Genomic DNA, 22,958 nt, shown 5'->3' with positions numbered 1-22,958 from the left:
ATTTTATTTCAGCCTCTTTTAATAAACTCACCCTTTTCTTCAACGATTTGATTGCCCCAAATACGAATAGCGTCAAGGACTGGATTGAATGATTTACCAAACGCTGTTAAACTATAAATGACTTTGATCGGTGGCTTATCCCCATATACATGCCTGGAGATTAAACCATCCGCTTCGAGTTGTTTCAACTGCAAGCTCAGGGTCATTTCGGTAACGCCATGTAAATCTTTCCTAAGCTCACTATAGCGTTTTTCTCCGTCTTTCAAATAATAAAGAATTACCACTTTCCATTTACCGCCCACGAGATCCATGGCAACGCTTAACGTGCAGGGGTATAATTTTTCGTTGACCATGACCAGGTCATTTTCATGCTCTTTTCCCATATAAACACTGATGGTACCTATCGAAAATGATAGTTATTGCAAAGATACATGACTATAAATAGTTTTGCAACTATAAAAACTTTAGTTTGTTAATATATATACAAATGTTATCTTATGAGCAACAATTCAAAAACTGAAACAATACCAACAGACAGCAAACCTTTAATCACTATTGTCGGGGTTTTAGGAAAACAAGGTCTCAGTGCGGCACATTCCTTGTTAGAAAGTGGCGGTTACCGTGTTCGCGGTATTACCCGTCGGATAAATTCACAGGAAGCCGTTAGTTTAGCAGCAAAAGGTGTCGAACTCATTAATATTCCGCTTGATTTGGGACACTATAATGAATATGTGTCGGCTTTTCATGGCTCTGACGGTGTATTTCTGATGACACCTCAAATTGCCCCTCCGGCAACCCATGAATATGAGTTAGGCAAAGAATTAGCTGATGCGGCTGTTGAAGCTGGTGTAAGGCATGTGATTTTTAGTAGCTTAGAAAATATTGATAAAATATCCGCCGGGAAATTATTCGCACCGCATTTTACAGACAAGGCAAGGATTGAAGAATATATACGCACACTGCCAATTACCAGTTCGTTTATTTATATGGCCTTCTTTTTCACAAATTTAATTGAGTATTATACGCCATATCAGGATAACGATACTCTGGTTTTTCCGATTTATTTACCAAAGAATTTTAAAGCCCCTTTTGTCGATCCACTTACAGCCACAGGCCCTGCGGTACTGGAGATCTTTTCGAATCCAGATGTGTATAGTGGTAAAGCAATGCCTGTCATTGGAGAAATCATTTCACCACAGGAATTGGTAGAGACTTTCATAAGCGTGACTGGAAAGAAAGCTGTTTACAGTTCCGCTTTTACCAGTGAAGAACTGCTCCAACACTTCCCGGAATTTACTAATAACAATGACTTGGTTAGAGAGTTTTCAGGCATGGTTGAGTTTGCTGTTGAATATGGCTATTTTAAACCAAACCGGGATCTGGAATGGAGTAGACGGATCAATCCTAACTCTTTGAACTGGGAACAGTTTTTAATAAAAACAGGTTGGACAGGTGAAAAACGAGCTTATTAAAGTAGATCAAGAAACTATGATCCTAAAAAAATAGCTGTTAAGCTATGATTAATAAAAGAGCCGCAACGAAATCGACTGCGGCTCTTTTGTTATTTTAAGATAGTTTTATATTGCGCTGATCAGTTCAGAGATCCGGTTAGATATGCCAACTTCGTTATCATACCAGGCTACCACTTTAACCAATTTGCCGATAGCTTTGGTCATAGTGCCATCTACAATTGATGAGTGTGTGTTACCCAAAATATCGGACGATACAAAAGCCTCCTCAGTATATTGCATGATTCCTTTTAATGTGGTGTCTGCATAGCGCTTTAATACCTCATTGAGTTCAGCAACTGATACCTCTTGTTTCAGGTTGATCGACAGATCGACAATTGAACCGTCAATTACCGGAACGCGGTATGAGTAACCGTCCAGCTTACCTTTTAGGTTCGGTAAAACATCGCCTATGGCTTTTGCCGCACCGGTAGTTGTGGGGATAATATTGTAAGCTGCAGCACGAGCCCGGCGAAGATCTTTGTGCGGCGCATCCTGTAAATTTTGATCAGCGGTAAAAGCGTGAACCGTAACCATATAGCCCGATTCTATTCCGTATTCTTTTTCTAATATATGCAGCACCGGTGCGATACTGCCTGTGGTACATGAGGCTGTAGAGTAAATCTCGTCATCACTAATTAATTCATTGTTAACACCATGTACAACGGTTTTGATGCCGCCTGTAGCAGGTGCCGTGATCAATACTTTTTTGGCCCCTGCACGGATGTGAGCTTCGGCAGCTTTTTTATCGGTGAATCTTCCGGTCGACTCAATCACCCGCTCAACCCCTAACTCACCCCAAGGCAGTTTTTCAGGATCTCTTTCACTCAATAGTTTAATTCGTTTTCCGTTAACAACCAGGCTTTCTCCATCAGCGCTCACCTCGCCGGGAAAGCGGCTGTGGGCTGTATCATATTTAAGCAAATGCACCAATGTATCTATATCGGTCAAATCGTTTATCGCGACAACTTCTATGTTCGTTTTATCCTGTAAAGCACGCAAGGCCATTCTGCCAATTCGGCCAAATCCATTTATTGCAATTTTCATGTTGTTTATTTTTATGTTTTATTAAAAAGTAAAGGGATGAGTTATCTGATACGCTTCGTTCTAAGTATCAGCGTTTAATTTGATTCATTAAAATTACCTATCGTGTATCAGCGAGATTTGCAACATCCGGAGTAAGCAACACAGCTTTTCCGGAATCTTTAAGTGAAGTTTTAAACGCCCGGCGATAGTCCGACGGTGTGGTATTCAAATGCCTCAAAAATGTTCGACGCATGGATACCAGGCCACCGAGGCCGCATAATTCAGCTAATCTTTCCAGCGAAGTATCCGTATCCTCCAAATATTTGCGGGCAGCTTCAACCCGCATTTTCTCGACAAATTTAGCTGGCGGCATCCCTGTTTCGCGATGAAACACGCGCGTGAAATTCCGGGTGCTCATATTCATATGGTCGGCAATCAGGTTGACATCTAATTTTTCATGTAAATGTTCGTTAACCCAGTTTTGTGTTTTTTGGCCGATGTTATCGCTTTCATAAACCGGCAGCAGGTTGCCAAATTGTGCCTGGAAACCCGGCCTGCTTAAATAATAAACCAATTTTCGAGCTACATGGGTAGCAATGTCTTTATTATAATCCTCTTCAACCATGGCCAACGACAAATCAATTCCAGACGAAACACCAGCCGAAGTGTAAACATAGCCATCTCTGGTAAAAAATGGATTGGAATTAACTTCAACATCCGGATAGGTTTTGCTCAGCCGTTCGCTCGACTGCCAATGTGTAGTTGCTTTGCGGCCATGTAATATCCCGGCTTTTGCCAAAACAAATGCACCGCCACAAATTGAAGCAATACGGCGGGTATTTTGTTCATTTCTGGTAGATAACCAATTATAAAACTCAATCAGGCCCATCTGGCTTGCCTCTCTGGAATCATTTCCTGCTATGATCAGGGTGTCAATACACCCTTGAATATCTGCTATCCAGCTTTCACAATTAATGCTAACCCCGGCAGCTGTATCTACTTTTTTGTTTGAAGTGGGGGCAACTACTTTAACATCATAACCATTACTAATACCACAATTTTGCAAATATGTATCAGCGGTGATAAATACGTCCGTCGGACCCGAAAAATTAAGTAACATGTTGCCCGTCATGGCTATAATGATGACACGCTTTTTGCCTGGATATGCAATGTCTTGATTCATAACTCAAACTTAGTACTTATTGCGGCTGTCTCAAAGGACATAAATTATACAGTTTAGGCCATTTGTGTAATTTTCATGAGGTATGGATTTGAAATATTGATCCAGCGTTTCAGTACGAAAATATCTTCATGACATTTTTGGAAAAAATATGCTCTTGATTTACAGCAGTAATCTCTCTAATAGCATTCAAACGATAAAATTTCATTGGTGTTGATTATATACCTCGCTAAATTAGCTGCCTATGAAACAAACGGAACAACTTGCTATCGATATTAAAAGACTTCGTAATCAGGGAGTGAATCTTGTTAATGCCATTCAGGTTGAAGTTTATCCTGAGCAAATGGAAGCTCATTTTACAAATAACTTGAAAAAGGATTTTGAGACTTTCAAAAAATCATTGCCCATTTTTAGTAATACCTATCAGGCCTGGTATTCAGAAGCCCAAATCGTCATCAGGTGATTTCTACCGCTTCGGCTTAATGATTTTATGGCACTGTATGAAGTACCTAAGACCCGTAAGGAAATAAAAAAGGAAAATTATACCATAGAGGATTATCTTAGAAATACGTTTGTTACATCCGGATTTGATAAAAAAGTAATTGTCGGGCCAGTCGATGTAATTCCTTTAGTTCAGCAACAGCTCAATATTTTCGATTCGGTAACTGTTCGCCTGGAAAGTACAATAACGGAAATAAGCGAAATATTACAAGCTGATTTGCTTGATAAGATGCTTGTCGCGGCAAATGAACTTGCCAAAAACGGACTCGCCCGTTCTGCCGGTGGTGTTTGCAGCGCTATTATTCAACAGCACTTTGAAACCCTTCGGGCCAAGTATGATCTTAAGTTGCCTAAGAAAAACCCGGTATTGAAGGATTATAATGAATTATTACAAAAAGCTGAGGTATATGATTTTGGAACAGGAAGGCAAATTCAATACCTTATAGACCTGCGCGATCTTTGTGTTAAAAACACAAAAAAGGCGCCCAGCGCTTCTGAAATAGAGGATTTGCTAGTGGGAACTGAAAGGATCATAAAGACAATTTATTAGCCTAACCCCCATAAATCTAAAAAATTGAAATTAAAGGCAATGATTAAGCATGCCGCCCGTAATTTCTAAGGAGCAAATATTTAATTATGGGATAATTCTTTCCTGATACGGCTCAACGACTGCGGGGTAATTTTCAAATAAGATGCAATGTACTGCTGGGGAACCTGCTGCACTAGCACGGGGTAGCGTTTCATTAATTCCAGGTATTTCGTTTTTGCATCACCAAAATTCAAAAAGTCGTTGTCTTTAATTTTGTTTAGCAACGTAGCTTCGCTAACGCTTTTGAAGAATATGAACAAATTGGGAATTTCCTTGAGGTGTCTTTCGAACGTTATTAAGGTAATGGTATAAATCTCGCTGGCTATTACCGATTGTATGGCTTCAGTGGCTGGCAGTTTGGTGTAGTAACTTTCCAAATTAGCAAAAAACTGATTTTCACGCACAAAATGCTTTGTGACGTCGTTCCCATCTGCATCTATACCCAAAATTCTTAAAATGCCATTATTGATGAAGATGATATCACAGGCTACTTCGTGAAGCTCCTGTACATACTCGCCGGCTTTTACTTTACGATACCTGAAATTTAAAGATAGTGCATCTATGTCCTCACGGGCCAAAATGCCTCCAAAGGCTAAAGCTGACTTTAAATTTTCCATTAGATCACTATTTTATGTTCTAAAACGCTTTCTGCGCAGGCGACTACCGCTTCCCTCGCGGATATAGGCTGCCATTGCAGTTCATTTATGGCCTTGCTTATATCTGTTTTTCTCCTTTTCATTTCGAGCAATACGGGTTCTAGCTCAGGCCGAAACATAGCAATCACTCTGGTTACAAAATTAGGAAATTCTGCAGTAGGTATTTTTCGTTCGGGATAGTGCTCTTTTAATATGCCGGAAACTTCTTTCATTGTCAAATATTCTGATGCGGCGATATACCTGTTGCCAGCTGCTTTTGGTATTTCCATTGCCCTGATCAGCAAATCAGCGACGGAACGTACATCAACAATGTCAAACCCAATTTTCGGTATTGCTGGATAACTGCCATTTAATAAGGAAATGACAATATTCGCGGAGGTGCCAAAATCTTGCTCAATCACAGGCCCGAGTATAGCACCGGGGCATACGGTTACCAATTCTAAAGTAGATGGGGTATCTCGGATAATATCCCAGGCGGCTTTTTCAGCAATAGTTTTACTCTTTAAATAAGGTGTAATATCTTTTTTTTGGTTTATATCCGTCCAGTCATTTTCATTAAATACTTTATCAAATTCCTCTTTAGATTTCCCATATGCTATCGCTGCCAGCGATGAAGTCATCACCACGCGTTTGACGTTGTTTGCTGCCGCGGCGTTTAAAATATTTAATGTTCCGTTTTTAGCAGGAACGATCAACTCATCTTCATGTTTAGGCAATTCCCTTGGAAATGGAGACGCGACATGCTGTACAAATTCCACGCCTTGGGTTAGTTCTGTCCAAATTTCCTTGTCGCTTAAGTCAGCTACTACAAAACTGAGTTTATGGTTCTGGTCGGTATGGGCAGCAATCACATTTCTGATAGAATTGATTCTATTCTTAGCCCGTACTGTTCCAATTACTTCGTACCCCTTATTTAATAGCTGTATCGCCGTGTGTGAGCCTAAAAAACCTGTCACCCCGGTAAGCAAAACTTTTCTGTTATTCATAACTTTTAATTTGCTCAAAGTTCAGGAGTGCCAGGCATTTAACCATTACCATTTGGTAAGAAATTCAGTATCAATGACCAGCTTAAAGGCTACGTCAAAGTCATCAGTGAATTCGGCGAAAAAGCTCAATTTCTTTAATGCAGAATCTATAAGAAACTATCTAGGGGAAAAAAATGCTGACGTTTTTTATTTAATAAGTCCATTCATTTTTGCGAACGGATCGTTAAGCGGATCATCATTCCATACGTATTCAGCTACGTTCGCGACCCTAACTGCGGTGTCTTTCCCAAACATATTTGCAATAAGCCCGAGCGCCATATCAATGCCCGCTGATATCCCTGATGATGTGAAGAACTTGCCATCTTCTACCCATCTTGCTTCTGGAATCCAACCGACTTTATCGCTCTGGCTGGTCGCCCAAGCATAAGCAAGTTTGTTTGTTGTTGCTTTATGACCGTCTAAAAGTCCGGTTTTTGCAAGAACTGCCGAACCTGTACAAATAGTTGCTACTTTAGGTGCTGCATCAGCAAGTGCTTTAAAAGCAGTTAAAAATGCTTCGTTGTTAACCTCACGCCGTGTTCCTATACCCCCTGGAATCATTACGATATCAATCTTAGGCGCGGTTGAAAAAGTATAATCTAGTTTCAATACAGGCCCGGCATTGCTTTTAACGGTTTCTCCTTTTTCTCCAATAATGACAATCGATACTTTATCCCGTAGGATACCGAACATTTGAAGTGGTCCGAAAGCGTCTAGTAACTCGAATCCCTCGAAAACTACCATCCCTAGCGTCAACTTTCCATTCTGTGCGTTTCTATTTGGCAAATTTAAAGATTGGGAAAAGGACGAAATTGGAGATAGCGAAATTGCTGTAATGGCTGCTGTCATATTTGTTAAAAAAGTTCTTCTAGATTTGGAGTTTTCATCTAAGCTTACTTTTGTTTTCATTGTATTCTAAATTTAAATCAGTAATGTTAATTAGATAATGGAAGTGCTGGGTATTTTAGTCTATGTCCATTTTAAGGTCGATATTTGATAGTGTAAACGGGAATAGACAGATGAATCTTTTTCCATTCAAAAATGATAGAACCACTGGTTGCACTTAATTCCTCAACCCGATAAGTTAGTCTGGTCATAGGTTTTATGTTCGTTTTAGGATTAACAATTCCATTAATTTACCAATTTGAGGGTGAGGAAAGATGGGACTATCCTAGTTGTAAGTTCCTGTTTTCGTATTGCAGGAAAACATTTGCAAAATTTGAGAAAGTTTGGTTTGCCGACTCAATAGCTTCCTGCCCGAAATCCTCATGAATATAACGGTCGAGTACTGATGCAAAGGATGCCCATTTAGCACCGGTTTCCGAACCATACCCACTAAAAAATGAAACACCTTCTGTAACCCCGTGCTTCGCGAGCATCTGGATAATAATTGTACCACCCATTACAGAACCTTCCATTACATATAATGCACCGAGGGCTTTAATCGTGCTGTCAATTACAGGGATAGTCACCTTCGGCAACTTTGTTATTGCTGATCCAAGGGAAACAATATCATTGGCAAGGCTGACCGCGTTTCTCCGATCTGCATAGTCTGGCAGAACTTCAGCGGAAATGTATGGCTTGATCGCTTCCTCCAGGCGATTAAAATAGGCATAAAATATTTTCAGAAGATTGGCGTAATCCTGGTTGCTGCGAATAGCTTTTAACCGGGCGACTACCAGTTTTTCTAATTGCTGATGCGCTGAGGTTGTTTGTTTTCTTAATTCATCTTGTATCATAAGACTTTGATTTTATAGTTAATTGATTTATGCTGTTCATTATCGTTTTGTACCCTTTCCATACGCTTCAGCTTCCTGTCAATCCGTATCAGATATATGGCCAGGCCGGCAAACGATATGGCTATAGTTGCTACAACGACCCATATTTTACCATTTTTTCGCATGGCATCTGCCATATCGATCTCTTGTCTGCTCTGTCCAAAGGCGGTAATCGCACTCAAAAGCAATAAGAACAGGGTAGTGATTTTTTTCATGGTTATTCGTAAAATGGCCTATAGCGTTAACATCGCAGGCCTGCCAATTATTAAGAAATTTGATTTTGGTTATAATCGATCAGCTGCATCCGGTAACGGAGGGTAGCGATCCAGACGGCGACCAAACTCCATCCCAACATGGCCGGGTAAAACGCGACCTTCATGCCATTGTCCAGATCATATTTCCCAAAAGCGGGATTCCCCCCGCTGCCCGGATGCAGCGAATCAGTCATTCGTGGTAGAATAAATATTAAAACCACCATTATTGGAAATGCGAAAATGTTATAAATGGCTGCTATCTTCCCGCGTTTCTGTTCTTCCTCAATGGAATTTCTAAGGATCAGATAGGCGCAATAAAGCAGACAACCGATCGCTGCGCTGTTTTGCTTAGGATCATTACTCCAATAATCACCCCAGGTAAACTTCGCCCAAATCATTCCGGTGATCAATCCCATCACATAGAAAAACAAGCCCGTTTTTACACATTCAGTAGAAGCCAGGTCATATTCCTGTTTACCGGTTCGCAAATAATTGATGCTACAGATAACCGATATGATAAAAACAGTTAGCATGCCCATCCACATGGGGACATGGAAATATAAATTGCGTATGGTTTCATGTAATATGGCCAGACGCGGCACCGGCAGCAGCAAACCTGTAAAAATTGAGGAAAACACCAGCAACAGCGCCATCGCCTTCCACCACGAATGATAAATCATTTTCATATTCACTTTATAAGTAATCTTCAATCAATTAGTCCCGCCACCCAGGCTGCGGTACAGATCAGCAATTGCGGATAGTTCCTGCCGTTTTACGGATGCTAATTCAAGCTCGCTTTGCAGCACGTTTCCTTGTGCTGTGATTACCTCCAGGTAGTTCGCCATGCCGTTTTTGAAAAGTGAATGGGCATTTGCAGTCGCCTGCTGAAGTGTTTCAACCCGTTTAGCTACGATAAGGTCCTGATCTTTTAATTTCTCGATCTTTACCATCGCGTCTGATACCTCACCAACTGCTTTTAATACGGTTTGCCGAAAAAGTATAACGGTTTTCTCCCGCTCGATACCGGCTAATTTATACTGGGTACTTAATTCCTTATGCTGCAGCAATGGCTGAAGGACACTCGCGCCGACTATGCCAAAGAGTGAGCCGGGAATATTGAACCAGTCGCTGGCTTTCAGCGCATTGACACCTCCGCTGGCCGTAATCCGAAGTTCAGGATACATTTGAGCCTTATTGATACTTACTTTCGCGTTAGCGATGATTAAGTCTAACTCACGGCTTTTGACATCCGGTCTTTGACGGACCATAACCGAGGGAATGCCTGTTGAAAGTTCTATAGGGAACCTGATTTCATCAAGGATGGCGTGTCGTTGGACAGTGCCCGGCAGTTGGCCCGCAAGGATCTGCAGTGCATTTTCCTGTAATGCGATCTCCTGTTCCAATTGCGGAACAAGTTCTGCCGCTGTCAGCTGCTGTGCCTGCGCTTGCTGAACAGCGAGGGAGGTAACCTGCCCGAAATTGTATTGCACACCTACGATGTGCAATGTACTGTCACTTAAGGCCATATTACGCTGCGCGACCCGAAGCTGTTCGTCCAGCATGAGGAGATTGAAATAACCTTTGGACACGTTGGCAACAAGATCAGTCTGCAAGGTTTTCCTTGCTTCATTGCTTTGCAGATAAACAGCAAGCGCCGCTTTATTGGTATTACGAATCCTTCCCCAGATATCAGCTTCCCAGGAAAGGTTTGCTCCGGCAGCATAATCCTCTATATGATTGGAACCTAAAAACTGGCTGGCGGTCAAACCATTGAGACTGTATTTTGAAGGAATACTGGTGCTGGCCGTCGCATTGAAGTTCACAGTAGGTACATTGTTCCACTTGGATTGTCTGACAACCTGCTGCGCTTCTTCTATGTTTTTTAACGCGATACGCATGTCAAAGTTTTTTACAAGGGCACTATCGATCAGCCGCTGTAATACTTCGTCATGGAAAAAGCTTTTCCATGGCAGCGCAGCTATACCTATGGTGTCTTTCACTGCCACACCATTAAAGGTAACCGGCAATTCCGGTTTGGGTGCCTGTACATCTTTAGAGATTTTGCACCCTGCAACCGTAAAAAGCAACCCGGTAATAAAGATGATTCGATTATAGTTTTTCATTGAATATTTTAAATATTTGAGTGCTTTTTAATTGACTGCTTCCGCTTCTAATACCAGTTTAGACTCGGGTTCCGAATGGACTTTATTTCCTGAGACTTTTTCATGCAGGGCCTGGAAAACCACAAACAGAACCGGTATAATAAATAAACCCAGGACAACTCCGCCTAACATCCCCCCGGCCGCGCCGATGCTAATGGAATGATTACCCATAGCAGATGGCCCGGTAGCCCGCATCATGGGGGAAATACCTGCCACGAATGCAATGGAAGTCATAATGATCGGTCGAATCCGAAGTTTGGCAGCTTCCAGTGCCGATGCCACCAGGGTGTGGCCGGCATGTCTGCGTTGCACTGCAAATTCAACGATTAGAATAGCATTTTTTGCCAGCAATCCGATCAGCATTACAAGGGCTACCTGGATATAAATATTATTATCGATGCCGGTCAGCCCAATTGCTATAAAAACTCCGATAATACCGGTCGGCACGGAAAGTACTACCGCCAGTGGAAGAATATAGCTGTTATACTGGGCGCATAATAAGAAGTAAACGAATAAAAGAGAGAGAACAAAAATGATCACCGATTGGCCGCCGGAAGAAATTTCCTCCCTTGTCATCCCGGAAAATTCGAATGAATAACCTGTGGGCAGCTGGCTTGCGGCTACTTCGCGAACGGCCTGGATAGCACTTCCTGTACTATAGCCTGGTTTTGGCACCGCATTGACACCGATTGAATTAAAGAGGTTGTAACGAGTAATCGCTTCCGGGCCATACACTCTTCTTAACCTGATCATCGTTTTAACAGGTACCATGTCACCCGTCTTGTTCTTTACATAAATTTGATTCATAGAGGCTGGATCGGCACGTTCTTCCTGCTCCGCCTGCACCATGACCCGGTAATACTTACCGAAACGGTTAAAATCGGAAACCTGCGCACTACCGAAATAGGCCTGCATGGTGCTTAGTACATCCTTTTCGTCAACCTCCAGCTGCTCGATCTTTTCATGATCCAGGACCATTTCATATTGAGGGTAATCAGCACGAAATGTCGTGAACGCAACAGCGATTTCCTTGCGCTTCATCAATTCGGCAATAAAGCGGTTTGCGATTCCACCAAATTTATCCAGCTTTCCGCCTGCCTTATCCTCCAGCACAAAATCAAGCGCATCTACATTGCTGAACCCTGGTACAGTCGGAAAAGAAAACACGAAGCATTGGGCACCCTTTATCGTATTGAGGCGCTTTTGCAGTTCAGCTATATTCGCCCCAACATCATTCATATCACCGCGTTCACCATCTTTTTTCATCCTGAAAAACGCTACACCGGAAGATGGGCTCGTTGAACTGGTCAATACATTGAAACCTGCTACTTCATTGAAAGCAAATTTTGCTTTCATATCTCTTACTTTGTTAGCCGCTTCATCCAGAAATGCCTGTGTTCTGTTCATAGAAGATCCTGGCGGAAGATTCACCGAGATGGCGATAAAGCCTAAATCCTCGGATGGAATAAAGCCGGTCGGCGTCCGTCGAATAAGCCATCCGGTAACCAGAACAATCAACACCAGTCCACCCATACTGAGCCATTTGAACTGGATCATTTTTTTTACAGCTCCGACATACTTACCGGTCACGGTCTCAAATCCTTTATTAAAAGCAAAGAAAAATCGCTGTTTGAAAGTTGTTGGCTTTTCGCGGTGATCATGATTCACATCTTTCAATAATAAGGCACATAAAGCCGGGCTAAGGGTTAGCGCATTCAGGGCAGATATGGCAATAGCAATGGCAAGGGTAAACGCGAACTGACGGTAAAACACACCAGCTGAACCTTTCATGAAACCGGCCGGAAGAAATACAGCAGCCATGACCAGTGTGATGGAAATGATCGCTCCGGTGATCTCATGCATGGCAGCCATCGTGGCTTTCTTTGGTGTCATGTTCCGATGCTCTAATTTGGAATGTACGGCTTCCACGACCACGATAGCATCATCCACCACAATTCCGATGGCGAGTACAAGCGCAAATAAGGTCAGCAGATTGATGGAAAACCCAAAGACAGACATAAAAAAGAAAGTACCGATAAGGGCCACAGGTACCGCTATCGCAGGAATCAATGTGGAACGAAAATCCTGCAGGAATAGATAAACCACAATAAAAACGAGGATGAAGGCTTCAATTAAAGTATGCTCCACCTGGTCAATGGATTGATCCAGCATATCCTTGGTATTGTAAAGTATCTGCTGTTTAATTCCGGGTGGAAAATCCTTCTCCGCTTTTTTTAGAAACTCAGCTACCTTGGTCTGTATATCCCTTGAATTAGAGCCGGGCAATTGGATGACTTGGAAAAGAACACTTTGTTTGTCGTTTACGGTATTGAGCAAACTGTAAGTATAGCTACCCAGTTCAACCTTTGCAACATCTTTGAGCTTTAACATACTGCCATCAGCATTCGCCCTGATGATCATATTTCCATAATCCTCCGGCTTAGTATATTTTCCGGGATACTTAAGTACATACTCAAAAGAACGGTTGCTTGACTCACCAAATCTTCCGGGGGCTGCTTCCTGATTTTTGCTTTTGACGGCTGCCATCACCTCCGTTGGAGTAATGTTGTAAGCGGCCATTTGTGCCGGATTAAGCCATATACGCATGGAGTAATCTTTGTTGCTGCCATAAAAAGTCACCTGGCCAACGCCTTGAATACGTTTAAGTTCGGGAATGATATTGATTTGTGCGTAGTTGGTCAGATAAGTTGCATCATACAGTTTAGGCCTATCACTCATCAGGTTAATGGCCATAATAAGCGAATTCTGGACTTTTTGCGTGGTGATACCTGCCTGAACCACCTCCGGCGGTAAAAGCCCGGTTGCCGATGATACCCGGTTCTGTACATTTACCGCTGCCTGATCCGGATCAGTTCCTAATTTAAAGTAAACTGAAATCGTTAATGTTCCATCGTTGCTCGAGGTGGAACTCATATAGGTCATATTTTCAACCCCGTTGATTGCTTCCTCCAATGGCGGCGCTACCGCGCGTACCATCGTTTCTGCATTTGCACCGGGATAGTTAGCTGACACCTGTACCACAGGGGGAGCTATATCAGGGAATTGTTGAATGGGTAGCCCCATAAGGCCTACCGCACCGAGAATTACCAGCATGATGGAGACCACCGTGGCGATAACCGGCTTATCGATAAAAACTTTTAACATGGTGTAATAATTTGAGGGTGTTAGTTGCTGGCCATTTTTGCGTTAGATATTTCAGCTTTAACAGGCATGCCATCTTTGAGGGATTCCTGGCCTTTCAATACCAAACGGTCACCTGTTTTCAGACCGCCGGAGATGTAATACATATTATCAGTTGAACCCGAAATGGTTAAGGCGACTTGACGGATCTGGTTGCTTTGATCTACTATAAACGCAAAGGTTTTGTCCTGCAGTTCAAAAGTAGTTGCCTGTGGCACTGCAATAACGTCAGTCTGTTTAAGTCCCAGTTTAATTCTGCCTGAGTTCCCGGAACGAAGCAAACCGTCTTTGTTCGGAAACGTTGCCCGTAGAGTAATTGCACCAGTGGATTTATCGAATGCGGCATCCACCATATCCAGTTTACCGGTTTGCGGATAAGCTGTACCGCCGGAAAGTACCATGGTCACTGCTGAGGCGTTTTTTAATTTCTCAGCAATAGAAGTACCCTTCAAACCATCCTTAAAGGCGACAAAATCAGCTTCACCAACAGAAAAGTAAGCATGCACTTCCCTGTTATCAGACAAGTAAGATAACGGTTGTGCGTCCGACGGAGCCACCAGGCTGCCGGTTTTCTTCCCGAGGCGACCAATATAACCGCTCACCGGAGCTTTAATGGTTGCGAAGCCCAGTGTGATTTTGGCATTTCCGGCTTTTGCTAGCGCTTGCCTTTCACGCGCCGCCGCAGCATCATATGCTGCCTGCGCGGTTTGCAATTGATAAGTAGAGACCACTTTATTTTGTACAAGTGCCGTAAGCTTTTCCACCTCAATTCTTGCCGTTGCCACGTCTGCCTTCGCCGCTAATGATTCGGCTTGGGCGTTGTTATATGCTTCCTGGAAAGGGCGTGCATCAATCTGGAACAGTGGTGTTCCTTTTTCGACATATGTTCCTTCTTCTACGAATATTTTTTCCAGAAGGCCGTTGACCTGCGAACGAATCTCCACATCGGTCTGGCCTTCCAATTTCGCCGGATATTCATTATAGACCACCGCATCGGTCTGGTTTACGATGGTCACCGGTACTTCAGGTGCAGTCGTGTTCTGCGCCTGCTGATTCCCCGATGTACAGGAAGAAAATATAATAGCTGGAATTATCATTCCATGTAACAGATTCTTTTTCATAAAAATTGATTTGATATGTTAGAAATGTGTGATAAAAAGAGTGAACCAAATTCACCGATAGCTTCTATGTGAAATCCATGGCATTGCTATCCTGTTAAATGATGGTAATAAGGCGAAATAAGTAAGTATACAATTACCCCGGTAGCGCTGACGTACAACCAGATCGGCATGGTCCATCGGGCAATTTTGCGATGCCGGATTAGCTGATTGTTTAATCCGAATGCCATTGTCAATAGTGAAAGTGGCACAATCAGGGCAGCTAAAAAAACATGTGTGACTAAAATGAAAAAATAAGCAGCCCTAAGTAAACCTTCACCGCCATACCTGGTTGATGGCGTGGAAAAATGATAGAGTAAATAGGAAAACAGAAAAATCGAAGTAAAAGAAAACGCAAGAAATACAAATGTTCGGTGCATGCGTATTTTTTTCCGGCGTATTGCGTATAGCGCAATCATTAATGCAAGAAAGGTTAAACCGTTTAAAATAGCGTTAAGGAGCGGCAGCTTTGAAAAATCATGCCCCTTAAATGAAGAGATTTTAGGCAGGAAAAAGGCAAGCGTTATCAAACCATTGATAGCGATGGTGAGCACCCATATAAGCGGTTTATAATTTCTTTGTGGCATTAATTTAAAAATATGGTGGTAATAGTCGGTTTCATTAGCGTATTCGGTTCAAGTGATAAGTATTTAAAATAGTTATCAAAGGATAGCATAGTCAAGTGATCAGAGAAAGTAAAATAACATACCACATAGTATGTTTTTGGACAGGATATTTGAATGGTCATGATAGAAATGTTAGCATATGCCTGTTATTTTAACGAGTGAAGATATTTGTCATACTCTTTCAAAAAAGTAGCATAATAAGACTTGCCAAGCACTTTGCCCATGTTCCGGGCACCATGGTATAAAGTGATCACATATAAGGCAATATTCCGTGGATCATGATCTGCACTTAATTGACCTGCACCCTGAGCCCTGACGATTTCATCCTCGATAAGTTTCTGCCATTCACTTAAATTCTTTTTAAGTGTTTTACGAAAACGTTCATTTAACGGTGCCATTTCCTGGATAAGGTTTACCGAAGGACAACCATATTCGCTATTCAGAACAGGATGATCAATAAGAAGGTCTTTCAGCATCTTATAAAGGTTTTTTCTAAAATCTTTGGTAGTACCGATAGATTTTTTTACGGCAGGCCAAAGCTCCTTGTGCATGACATCCGAAATAAGCGCAATGCCCATTTCTTCCTTACTTTTGAAATGGTAATAAAATGCTCCTTTCGTTACCTGCAATGTTGCCAGTATTTCATCAATGCTCGTCGCCTGATACCCTTTTTGATAAATCAAGTCAAAGGCTTTTCTAAGAATTTCAATCCTGGTTAACTCTGCTTTGGACATTTCCATACCGATTAGTATGGGGCAAAGTTATTTATGTTTTGCTGGAATTTCTAATTCCAAGTGGTCGCGAATCTTTAAATGTTAAGTTTTCGACGGAGCAAACTGAGGTGTTTTTCGACACAACATTATTTAGTTTATGATTTTAAATATTTGATAATCAAATATTTATTTATTTATATTTCTTTGAATGAAGAATAATTATAAAAAACTCAAAATGGCCTAAAGTGCGCTATTTATGTCCTTTGAGACAACTAAATCAACTCGTAAATTTGTTGTCATGAAAGATGAGGTTTTAATATCCGATCATACAAAGCAGAAAAAAAAGGTCGTAATCGTTGCGATGACAGGTCGTATGCTTATGGATTTTGTGGGTCCTTCTGATGTATTTACCACTACCAACATATTTCTCAAAGATTCAGGGTCGAACGATGAGTATGAAGTTCAAATTGCTGCACCCACGGCAGATAAAAAAGTTACCACCGGAGCAGGTATAAAGATTCTATGCGATACCAGCGCAATGGATATCAAGTCAAGCATAGACACACTCATCATATGCAATTATGAGTTCCACGAAAGTCCTGTTAACTTATTCCAGCCATTTTATACATGGCTTGCTAAAAGAACAGAAAAAAATACGCGACGGATCGGGTCAGTATGTGCGGGTACATTTGCGCTGGCAAAGGCAGGTTTGATAAACCAACACAAGGTAACCACACACTGGAACCTTAATGAAAAACTGCAGCGAAACTATCCGCAACTACATGTTGATACGAATCTATTTTATGCCAAAGATGGCCATATATACACTTCAGGCGGTGTCTCATCAGGAGTAGATATGGCTTTGGCTATGGTTGAGGAAGATTTTGGAAAGGAACTTGCCATTAGGGTGGCCAGGGAATTGGTGGTTTATCGGTACAGACCTGGTTATCAAAGCCAGTTCGGAAGCTTGCTTTCTTCCTATGACAGCTCAGGCCTTAGCCTTAAGTTACGTAATTGGGTTAAAGAGCATTTACATGAGAATATGGACGTTCGCCGGATCGCAGACCACTTAAACATGAGTACACGAAATTTTACAAGGGTATTTCATAAGCAGACTGGTATCCCCCCGGCCAAGTTTGTTGAAAAGGTCCGGGTAGAGGAAGCAAGAAAATTATTGGAGGACACAGATAATTCACTGGAAAATATAGCTGAGCTATGCGGCTTGGGCGGCCTAAGTTCAATGAGGCGAACCTTTTTAAGGCTACTGATGACTACGCCATCCGATTACCGTCGGGCTTTCAGAACTTCCCTGAGTGATACAGGAATAGATGACCCGTATATCCTGGAATCCTCAAATTATAGTGATGCGGACTAATGAATGATTCTTCATTAGCCGGATTGTTATTCCGGTTCAGGTAGCCATTAATTATTGTTGGGTTCCATCATGAGCATAACTAAATGCTACTACTGGAATAATAAAGCGTTGGGAATGGTGTGATCTAACCTCAGTTTTATCATACTAAATGAGGTAAATACATCATTCTATTTGAATTATAACATACTATGTGGTATGTTATTAGATTGATCTTTTTTATGGAAATGATTTTTGAATCGGCATTAGGGCGTTTAAGAGTAAGTGCATATGCGGCTGGAGTTACCTTGGTTCTGTTGCTTGGAGCTGCACTACCGCTTAAATATTTCTTAGGACAACCTAATATGCTATGGACGATTTCACCATTCCATGTGATTTTTACCCTGTGGTTCATCTTTAATACGCTTAACGTAGCAATTGAACATCGGTGGAAGTTCCGTGAAACGACCTGGAAAGTTTTACTAAGCTGCGTCATCCCATTGGGAATACTTTATATCGACAGGCACATCCTCAAAAAAGAGAGCCGGCCGGATCATAACGTGCAAAATGATCAATGAACAATAAAGGATTATCGCCTGGATAGCAAAAAACTTAATCAACACACAAAACATGAACAGACTTATGAAATATCGCTTTGCATTATTTAGCCTGCTGGCTCTGATGGTAGCTTGCAAACAACAATCGGCAAACCAGGATCCACGCCAGCAAATCCTCGAAAAACACGACGCGCTTATGGTCACGAGTGAACAAGCCATGTCAATCAAAATGCGCTTAGATACTTTGAAGCTTAATAATCTACCCTCCGGCCGTCCAATAAGTGATACCATTATGGATCGTAAGGAGATCACTAAAGTGCAGCATTATTTAACAAAAGCTGACAATGATATGGAAGACTGGATGCATAACTACCAGCCTGAGTTTAAAGGAAGTTCTACAGATGAAACTAACGCTTACTTTAAAAAAGAGGCAGTTAAATTAAACAAGTTGAGCAGCGACTTTGAACAAGCGATCACTGCATCAAATAATTTATTTGCAAGGCTACATGTTAAAAATACGCCTACCACAATTAAAAAGTAAGGTCAATCTTTAAAATCCAATTAATATGAAGAAAGTAATTTATTTGTTCATGATTGCTGTAACCATCACGGCCTGTAAGGAAAAACCGAATAAACTTCCCATTTATGGTAATCGGCAAGCTATTAAACGAATAATAGATGGAAAACCCACTGTTGATACTATTTACCAAACAATTCCCGCGTTCAGTTTTATCAATCAGGACAGCGTAATCATTTCTAATCACCTGTTCGATGGAAAGATTTATGTTGCAGATTTCTTCTTTACGTCTTGTCCTTCAATCTGCCCGGTAATGCACCGTAATTTAATGAAGGTTTATGAGAAATATAAAGGGAATAACGAGGTAATGCTGCTATCTCATAGCATTGATTATAAATATGATGTTCCACAAATTCTTAAACGCTATGCTACAAAATTAGGGGTTACCGGCTCCCAATGGCAATTTGTCCGCGGACCTAAAGAAAGCATCTATGGACTTGCGAAAAACAACTACCTCGTTTCGGTTGGCGAGGATAGCAAAGCCCCCGGAGGGTACGTCCATCAAGGTTATTTGGTGCTGGTTGATAAGCAAAAACGTGTGAGAGGTGCGTATGACGGAACTAAAACTGAACAGGTGGAGCAGTTGATGAGTGACATGGACCTATTGCTCGCAGAGACGAAACAAGACCAATAATAAAAGGAAGAAAATTTAAATCTGCAGCCTGCTCATTTGCAACCGGACTATTTATGTTCCTGCTTTGATTGGTGTTGCCGCGCTATTAATGAAAAAGAAGTTGATAATTATCATTGTACTGATCAACCTGATCATCTGCTATTTTGCCTATAATCTTCGACCAACCCAAATCGATTATAATGTTCGCGAAGATAAGGCAGCGTTTTCAGTGCCAAGTAATTTTCCGAAACCAGTTTATGATTTTAAAGGCAATAAAGTTACGCCGGCAGGATTTAAACTTGGACGAATTCTTTTTTATGACCGGCAATTATCGCTGGATCAATCAACATCCTGTGGAACATGTCACCAATCTTATGCCGCATTTGCAAATCTTAATCTCCCGGTAAGCCGTGGCGTTAAAGGTTGCACGGGAACAAGGAATGCACCTGCCTTATTTAACCTGGCCTGGCAGCAGGGATTTATGTGGGACGGACGCATTGATCAGTTTAAGCTTACTTCTCATAATGCGATTTCCAACCCCTGCGAAATGGCAAATGACCTTGATCATATCAGTAAAAGACTACAGACATTAAAATTTTATCCGGTGTTGTTTCGGGAAGCATTTGGTGACAGCACAATCAAATCGAAATATATTTTAAATGCGCTTGTCCAATTTATGGCCATGTTGGTTTCTTCTAATTCCAAATATGATAAGTATGTCCGTAAAGAGCCGGGCGGAAACTTCAGCGAGGAAGAGATGCAGGGATATGCGCTGTTCAAACAAAAATGCAGTTCTTGCCATCGGGAACCATTATTCACTGACCGTAGCTACCGTAACAATGGCCTCGATATTTGGTCTCTGGACAAAGGAAGAGACAGTTTAACCCATACTGCCAAAGATTTTGGCAAATTCAGGGTACCATCTTTAAGGAATGTAGAGGTTACGGCCCCCTATATGCATGATGGCAGATTAGCTACCCTGAATGAGGTGTTGGCGCACTATGATCATGGTGTCGAACCAAATCCAAATCTTGATCCTCAACTGAAACGAAATGGCAAATTAGGCATCGTACTTAATTTAAAAGAGCAAAATAGGATCCTGGCATTTTTAAAAACACTTACTGATAAAGAATTTATAAACGATAAAAGATTTCAAACTCCCTGATATGTATCCATCCCTTCTTTTTCTTCATTCCTTTTGGCGATGGCTGGTCCTTGGCAGCCTGTTATATTCAATTTTCATTTCCTATAAAGGGAAAACCGAAAAACTGGCGTTTTCGGAAGTAGCAAATCAGTGGCGACACTGGACAGCGACCATTGCTCATATCCAATTGCTGCTCGGGATGGCTATGTATGTACAAAGTCCTGTTGTGATGTATCAAATGATGGATAACCCCAACAAGGTATTTAATGAACAAACCTTCTTCCGCTATTTTCACCTGATTATGATGATGGTTGCTGTTGTACTGATCACAATAGGTTCAGCAAAAGCTAAGCGAATAAAGTCTGATCATGATAAATACAGCACCATGCTGAGATGGTTTGGACTTGCTCTCGCAGTCATATTTGTTGCTATTCCATGGCCATTTTCTCCGTTGGCCAGCCGGCCATTAGTACGGGGGATGTAGGTTGACAATAGATCAATTAAAGCAGCTAGACAGATACCCTCGATATGATACCCTCGAAAATTATTATTCAAAAAATATGATCAACCTATTAAAAACTCAGCTTGGAAGATTAAAACTGGCAGGCTATGTGGAAGGGACCTCCCTCATACTGTTACTCTTTGTAGCCGTTCCATTAAAGTATTTCGCAGGAAATCCGGCTTTGGTGCGCGCCATTGGACCGGTTCATGGCTTGCTATTTTTATGGTTCATCATCAGTACTTTAAGTGTTGGTGTGGAGGAGCAATGGAAATTCCGGGAAACAACCTGGAAAGTACTGATCGCCTGTGTTATTCCTTTCGGGACATTTTATATTGATAAGTTTATTTTAAAAAATGTGCCTGATGAACCAGATCCTGAAAGGGTGAATGATTAGCGCTATATCTTAAACAACTAACAATTACACACTTTATGAAAGAATCGAAATTAATACTTTGTTCAATCGTCTTCCTTTTAATGATCGGGAAGGCCCGAATCGCTGCCGCACAATGTTCACAATGTGTTGCCACGGTTGAAACTAACAGGCAGGCTGGAAATGATGGGCTCGCTAAAGGGCTCAACCACGGCATCCTGTATTTATTGGTTGCCCCTTATGCGGCAATTGGTTTAATGGGATTCATCTGGTATAAAAAGTATCGCCGCACAAACGTCAACTTGAATATGCGCAATGAAAAGCTAAATCTGAATTAATCCGGCCTCGTTAAGCTCCATTTTTAATTTTTACATATACAATGAATCAACTACAGGAAGCTTTTAAATTATTTGATGAATACAATCAGCAGGACCCGCGTTCTATAACCTGGAGAAATGCTGAGTATCCTTTGGAATATGCCTATTCATTAATGCTCTCTCAGTGGGTTGTGTCCTTACAGTCTGCTTCCAGCGAGGAGCTTTTACTTGCTTCGCGGAGTCAGCATATCGGTAGATGGGAAATTCCAAGAGAAACTTATCCTGAAGGAAGAGAGCACTATTTAAAATGGCGCAAAGATCTGGCAGGACATCATGCGGCAGTTGCTTCCAGCCTGATGCAAAAAGCAGGATATGAAGAAAATAAAATAAGCCGCGTACGAGAGATAATTCTTAAAAAAAGAATAAAGCAGGATGCTGAAGTACAGATTATGGAAAATGCCTTATGCCTGCTTTTCCTGGAATATCAATATGAGGATTTGCGTAAGAAATATTTACATGATCCTGAAAAGATAGTGAATATTCTATACAAATCGCTATTGAAAATGGATGCGCATGGCCACAAAGTTGCCAGGCTGCTAAACTTTTCCAGCGATGGCTTGGTGCTGGTAAAAAAAGCAATTGAGCTCGTTAATATGCCGAAGTAAGATTTTTCAAAAGCCCTTTAAGATTTAAAAAGTAATTTTTAAAAATTCAACTATATAACGTTTTCAGCTTTCCAATTACTAATTCGCTTATGAAATACCTCACATTCTTTGGCTTTATGTCGTTATGCATATTTTTTATCTATCGAATGTTTGCTACATCTACGGATGACCATTCCCTGGAGCATATTCTAGCCAAGGACCCCATCATTATTGATGTTCGTACGCCTGAAGAGTATAAAATGGGACATATTAATGGTTCACTTAATATTTCTCTGGCAGAACTGGAAAAAGGTACGCCATTAAGCCTCGATCTCAAATGCCCAATATTAACTTGTTGTTCTCATGGTGTAAGAAGTATCCAGGCTGTAAAAATACTCGTCAATAGAGGGTATCAAAATGCATCTAATGGCGGGGCCTGGACTAATCTTCAAATGCTGATGGATAAATATCACCATTCAAAAGTTTCAGATATTAAATAATAACAGA

General features: G+C 41.4%; 27 protein-coding genes. 13 read left to right on the top strand and 14 right to left on the bottom strand.

Features of this window, described 5'->3' with window-relative positions; translation table 11 throughout:
* Window positions 1-8: 8 nt before the first annotated feature.
* Window positions 9-383 carry a winged helix-turn-helix transcriptional regulator gene (locus SNE25_RS20725; protein WP_321560913.1) on the bottom strand — a complete coding sequence of 125 codons (375 nt, stop codon included), beginning with the start codon at window positions 381-383 and terminating at the stop codon, window positions 9-11.
* 114 nt (window positions 384-497) lie between these two features.
* Between SNE25_RS20725 and SNE25_RS20720 the strand changes: the two genes are divergently transcribed.
* Window positions 498-1,472, top strand: a complete 975-nt coding sequence (locus SNE25_RS20720; protein ID WP_321560912.1) for an NmrA/HSCARG family protein — start codon at window positions 498-500, stop codon at window positions 1,470-1,472.
* Window positions 1,473-1,577: 105 nt separating this feature from the next.
* On the opposite strand, the gene gap is transcribed toward SNE25_RS20720, so the two are convergent.
* Both gap and SNE25_RS20710 read right to left on the bottom strand, forming a co-directional pair.
* On the bottom strand, window positions 1,578-2,555 hold the full coding sequence (gap, locus tag SNE25_RS20715) for a type I glyceraldehyde-3-phosphate dehydrogenase (protein ID WP_321560911.1): 978 nt from the start codon (window positions 2,553-2,555) through the stop codon (window positions 1,578-1,580).
* A 97-nt stretch (window positions 2,556-2,652) separates the two neighbouring features.
* On the bottom strand, window positions 2,653-3,717 hold the full coding sequence (locus SNE25_RS20710) for a GlxA family transcriptional regulator (protein WP_321560910.1): 1,065 nt from the start codon (window positions 3,715-3,717) through the stop codon (window positions 2,653-2,655).
* A gap of 241 nt (window positions 3,718-3,958) precedes the next feature.
* Between SNE25_RS20710 and SNE25_RS20705 the strand changes: the two genes are divergently transcribed.
* On the top strand, window positions 3,959-4,177 hold the full coding sequence (locus SNE25_RS20705; RefSeq protein ID WP_321560909.1) for a hypothetical protein: 219 nt from the start codon (window positions 3,959-3,961) through the stop codon (window positions 4,175-4,177).
* Window positions 4,178-4,204: 27 nt separating this feature from the next.
* A complete protein-coding gene (locus tag SNE25_RS20700; protein ID WP_321560908.1) occupies window positions 4,205-4,765 on the top strand; it encodes a hypothetical protein in 561 nt (186 codons plus the stop codon).
* Window positions 4,766-4,845: 80 nt separating this feature from the next.
* Here SNE25_RS20700 and SNE25_RS20695 read toward each other — a convergent pair whose 3' ends face one another.
* From SNE25_RS20695 to SNE25_RS20645, 11 genes are all read right to left on the bottom strand, one after another.
* A complete protein-coding gene (locus SNE25_RS20695; RefSeq protein WP_321560907.1) occupies window positions 4,846-5,421 on the bottom strand; it encodes a Crp/Fnr family transcriptional regulator in 576 nt (191 codons plus the stop codon).
* Window positions 5,421-6,446, bottom strand: coding sequence for an NAD-dependent epimerase/dehydratase family protein (locus tag SNE25_RS20690; protein ID WP_321560906.1), 1,026 nt, complete (start codon window positions 6,444-6,446; stop codon window positions 5,421-5,423). The genes SNE25_RS20695 and SNE25_RS20690 overlap by 1 nt, the downstream gene beginning before the upstream one ends.
* Window positions 6,447-6,632: 186 nt before the next feature.
* On the bottom strand, window positions 6,633-7,394 hold the full coding sequence (locus tag SNE25_RS20685) for a DJ-1/PfpI family protein (RefSeq protein WP_321560905.1): 762 nt from the start codon (window positions 7,392-7,394) through the stop codon (window positions 6,633-6,635).
* A gap of 257 nt (window positions 7,395-7,651) precedes the next feature.
* A complete protein-coding gene (locus SNE25_RS20680; protein ID WP_321560904.1) occupies window positions 7,652-8,224 on the bottom strand; it encodes a biliverdin-producing heme oxygenase in 573 nt (190 codons plus the stop codon).
* On the bottom strand, window positions 8,221-8,478 hold the full coding sequence (locus SNE25_RS20675) for a CcmD family protein (RefSeq protein ID WP_321560903.1): 258 nt from the start codon (window positions 8,476-8,478) through the stop codon (window positions 8,221-8,223). Before SNE25_RS20675 ends, SNE25_RS20680 begins: the two co-directional genes overlap by 4 nt.
* 50 nt (window positions 8,479-8,528) lie before the next feature.
* Window positions 8,529-9,203, bottom strand: a complete 675-nt coding sequence (ccsA, locus tag SNE25_RS20670) for a cytochrome c biogenesis protein CcsA (RefSeq protein ID WP_321560902.1) — start codon at window positions 9,201-9,203, stop codon at window positions 8,529-8,531.
* Window positions 9,204-9,227: 24 nt separating this feature from the next.
* Window positions 9,228-10,640: a TolC family protein gene (locus SNE25_RS20665; protein WP_321560901.1), complete on the bottom strand. Its 1,413-nt coding sequence runs from the start codon at window positions 10,638-10,640 to the stop codon at window positions 9,228-9,230.
* Between the two features lie 27 nt (window positions 10,641-10,667).
* On the bottom strand, window positions 10,668-13,844 hold the full coding sequence (locus SNE25_RS20660; protein WP_321560900.1) for an efflux RND transporter permease subunit: 3,177 nt from the start codon (window positions 13,842-13,844) through the stop codon (window positions 10,668-10,670).
* A 20-nt stretch (window positions 13,845-13,864) separates the two neighbouring features.
* Window positions 13,865-15,001, bottom strand: a complete 1,137-nt coding sequence (locus tag SNE25_RS20655; protein ID WP_321560899.1) for an efflux RND transporter periplasmic adaptor subunit — start codon at window positions 14,999-15,001, stop codon at window positions 13,865-13,867.
* A gap of 86 nt (window positions 15,002-15,087) precedes the next feature.
* Window positions 15,088-15,624, bottom strand: coding sequence for a DUF420 domain-containing protein (locus SNE25_RS20650; RefSeq protein WP_321560898.1), 537 nt, complete (start codon window positions 15,622-15,624; stop codon window positions 15,088-15,090).
* A gap of 185 nt (window positions 15,625-15,809) precedes the next feature.
* Window positions 15,810-16,397 (bottom strand): TetR/AcrR family transcriptional regulator, encoded by a 588-nt coding sequence (locus tag SNE25_RS20645; RefSeq protein ID WP_321560897.1) that lies wholly within the window; start codon window positions 16,395-16,397, stop codon window positions 15,810-15,812.
* Window positions 16,398-16,632: 235 nt separating this feature from the next.
* Between SNE25_RS20645 and SNE25_RS20640 the strand changes: the two genes are divergently transcribed.
* From SNE25_RS20640 to SNE25_RS20595, 10 genes are all read left to right on the top strand, one after another.
* Window positions 16,633-17,751: a GlxA family transcriptional regulator gene (locus SNE25_RS20640; RefSeq protein WP_321560896.1), complete on the top strand. Its 1,119-nt coding sequence runs from the start codon at window positions 16,633-16,635 to the stop codon at window positions 17,749-17,751.
* A 218-nt stretch (window positions 17,752-17,969) separates the two neighbouring features.
* Complete coding sequence (locus tag SNE25_RS20635; RefSeq protein ID WP_321560895.1) at window positions 17,970-18,305, top strand: DUF3817 domain-containing protein; 336 nt, start codon at window positions 17,970-17,972, stop codon at window positions 18,303-18,305.
* Between the two features lie 52 nt (window positions 18,306-18,357).
* Window positions 18,358-18,825, top strand: coding sequence for a hypothetical protein (locus SNE25_RS20630; RefSeq protein ID WP_321560894.1), 468 nt, complete (start codon window positions 18,358-18,360; stop codon window positions 18,823-18,825).
* Window positions 18,826-18,850: 25 nt separating this feature from the next.
* Window positions 18,851-19,495: an SCO family protein gene (locus SNE25_RS20625; RefSeq protein ID WP_321560893.1), complete on the top strand. Its 645-nt coding sequence runs from the start codon at window positions 18,851-18,853 to the stop codon at window positions 19,493-19,495.
* Window positions 19,496-19,583: 88 nt separating this feature from the next.
* Window positions 19,584-20,639, top strand: coding sequence for a cytochrome-c peroxidase (locus SNE25_RS20620; RefSeq protein ID WP_321560892.1), 1,056 nt, complete (start codon window positions 19,584-19,586; stop codon window positions 20,637-20,639).
* 1 nt (window position 20,640) lies between these two features.
* Window positions 20,641-21,102, top strand: coding sequence for a hypothetical protein (locus SNE25_RS20615; RefSeq protein ID WP_321560891.1), 462 nt, complete (start codon window positions 20,641-20,643; stop codon window positions 21,100-21,102).
* Window positions 21,103-21,178: 76 nt separating this feature from the next.
* Window positions 21,179-21,514 carry a DUF3817 domain-containing protein gene (locus SNE25_RS20610; protein ID WP_321560890.1) on the top strand — a complete coding sequence of 112 codons (336 nt, stop codon included), beginning with the start codon at window positions 21,179-21,181 and terminating at the stop codon, window positions 21,512-21,514.
* A 35-nt stretch (window positions 21,515-21,549) separates the two neighbouring features.
* On the top strand, window positions 21,550-21,828 hold the full coding sequence (locus SNE25_RS20605) for a hypothetical protein (RefSeq protein ID WP_321560889.1): 279 nt from the start codon (window positions 21,550-21,552) through the stop codon (window positions 21,826-21,828).
* A gap of 41 nt (window positions 21,829-21,869) precedes the next feature.
* The gene (locus SNE25_RS20600; protein ID WP_321560888.1) at window positions 21,870-22,472 is read left to right on the top strand and encodes a DUF4202 domain-containing protein; all 603 of its coding nucleotides are present in this window, start codon (window positions 21,870-21,872) and stop codon (window positions 22,470-22,472) included.
* An 89-nt stretch (window positions 22,473-22,561) separates the two neighbouring features.
* Window positions 22,562-22,951 (top strand): rhodanese-like domain-containing protein, encoded by a 390-nt coding sequence (locus SNE25_RS20595; RefSeq protein ID WP_321560887.1) that lies wholly within the window; start codon window positions 22,562-22,564, stop codon window positions 22,949-22,951.
* The last annotated feature ends 7 nt before the right edge of the window (window positions 22,952-22,958 follow it).

Origin of the sequence: Mucilaginibacter sabulilitoris (genome assembly GCF_034262375.1) — a bacterium.
Classification (GTDB): domain Bacteria; phylum Bacteroidota; class Bacteroidia; order Sphingobacteriales; family Sphingobacteriaceae; genus Mucilaginibacter; species Mucilaginibacter sabulilitoris.
The sequence above is the reverse complement of the archived record's forward strand: the minus strand, read 5'-3'. Positions and strand labels throughout refer to the sequence as shown.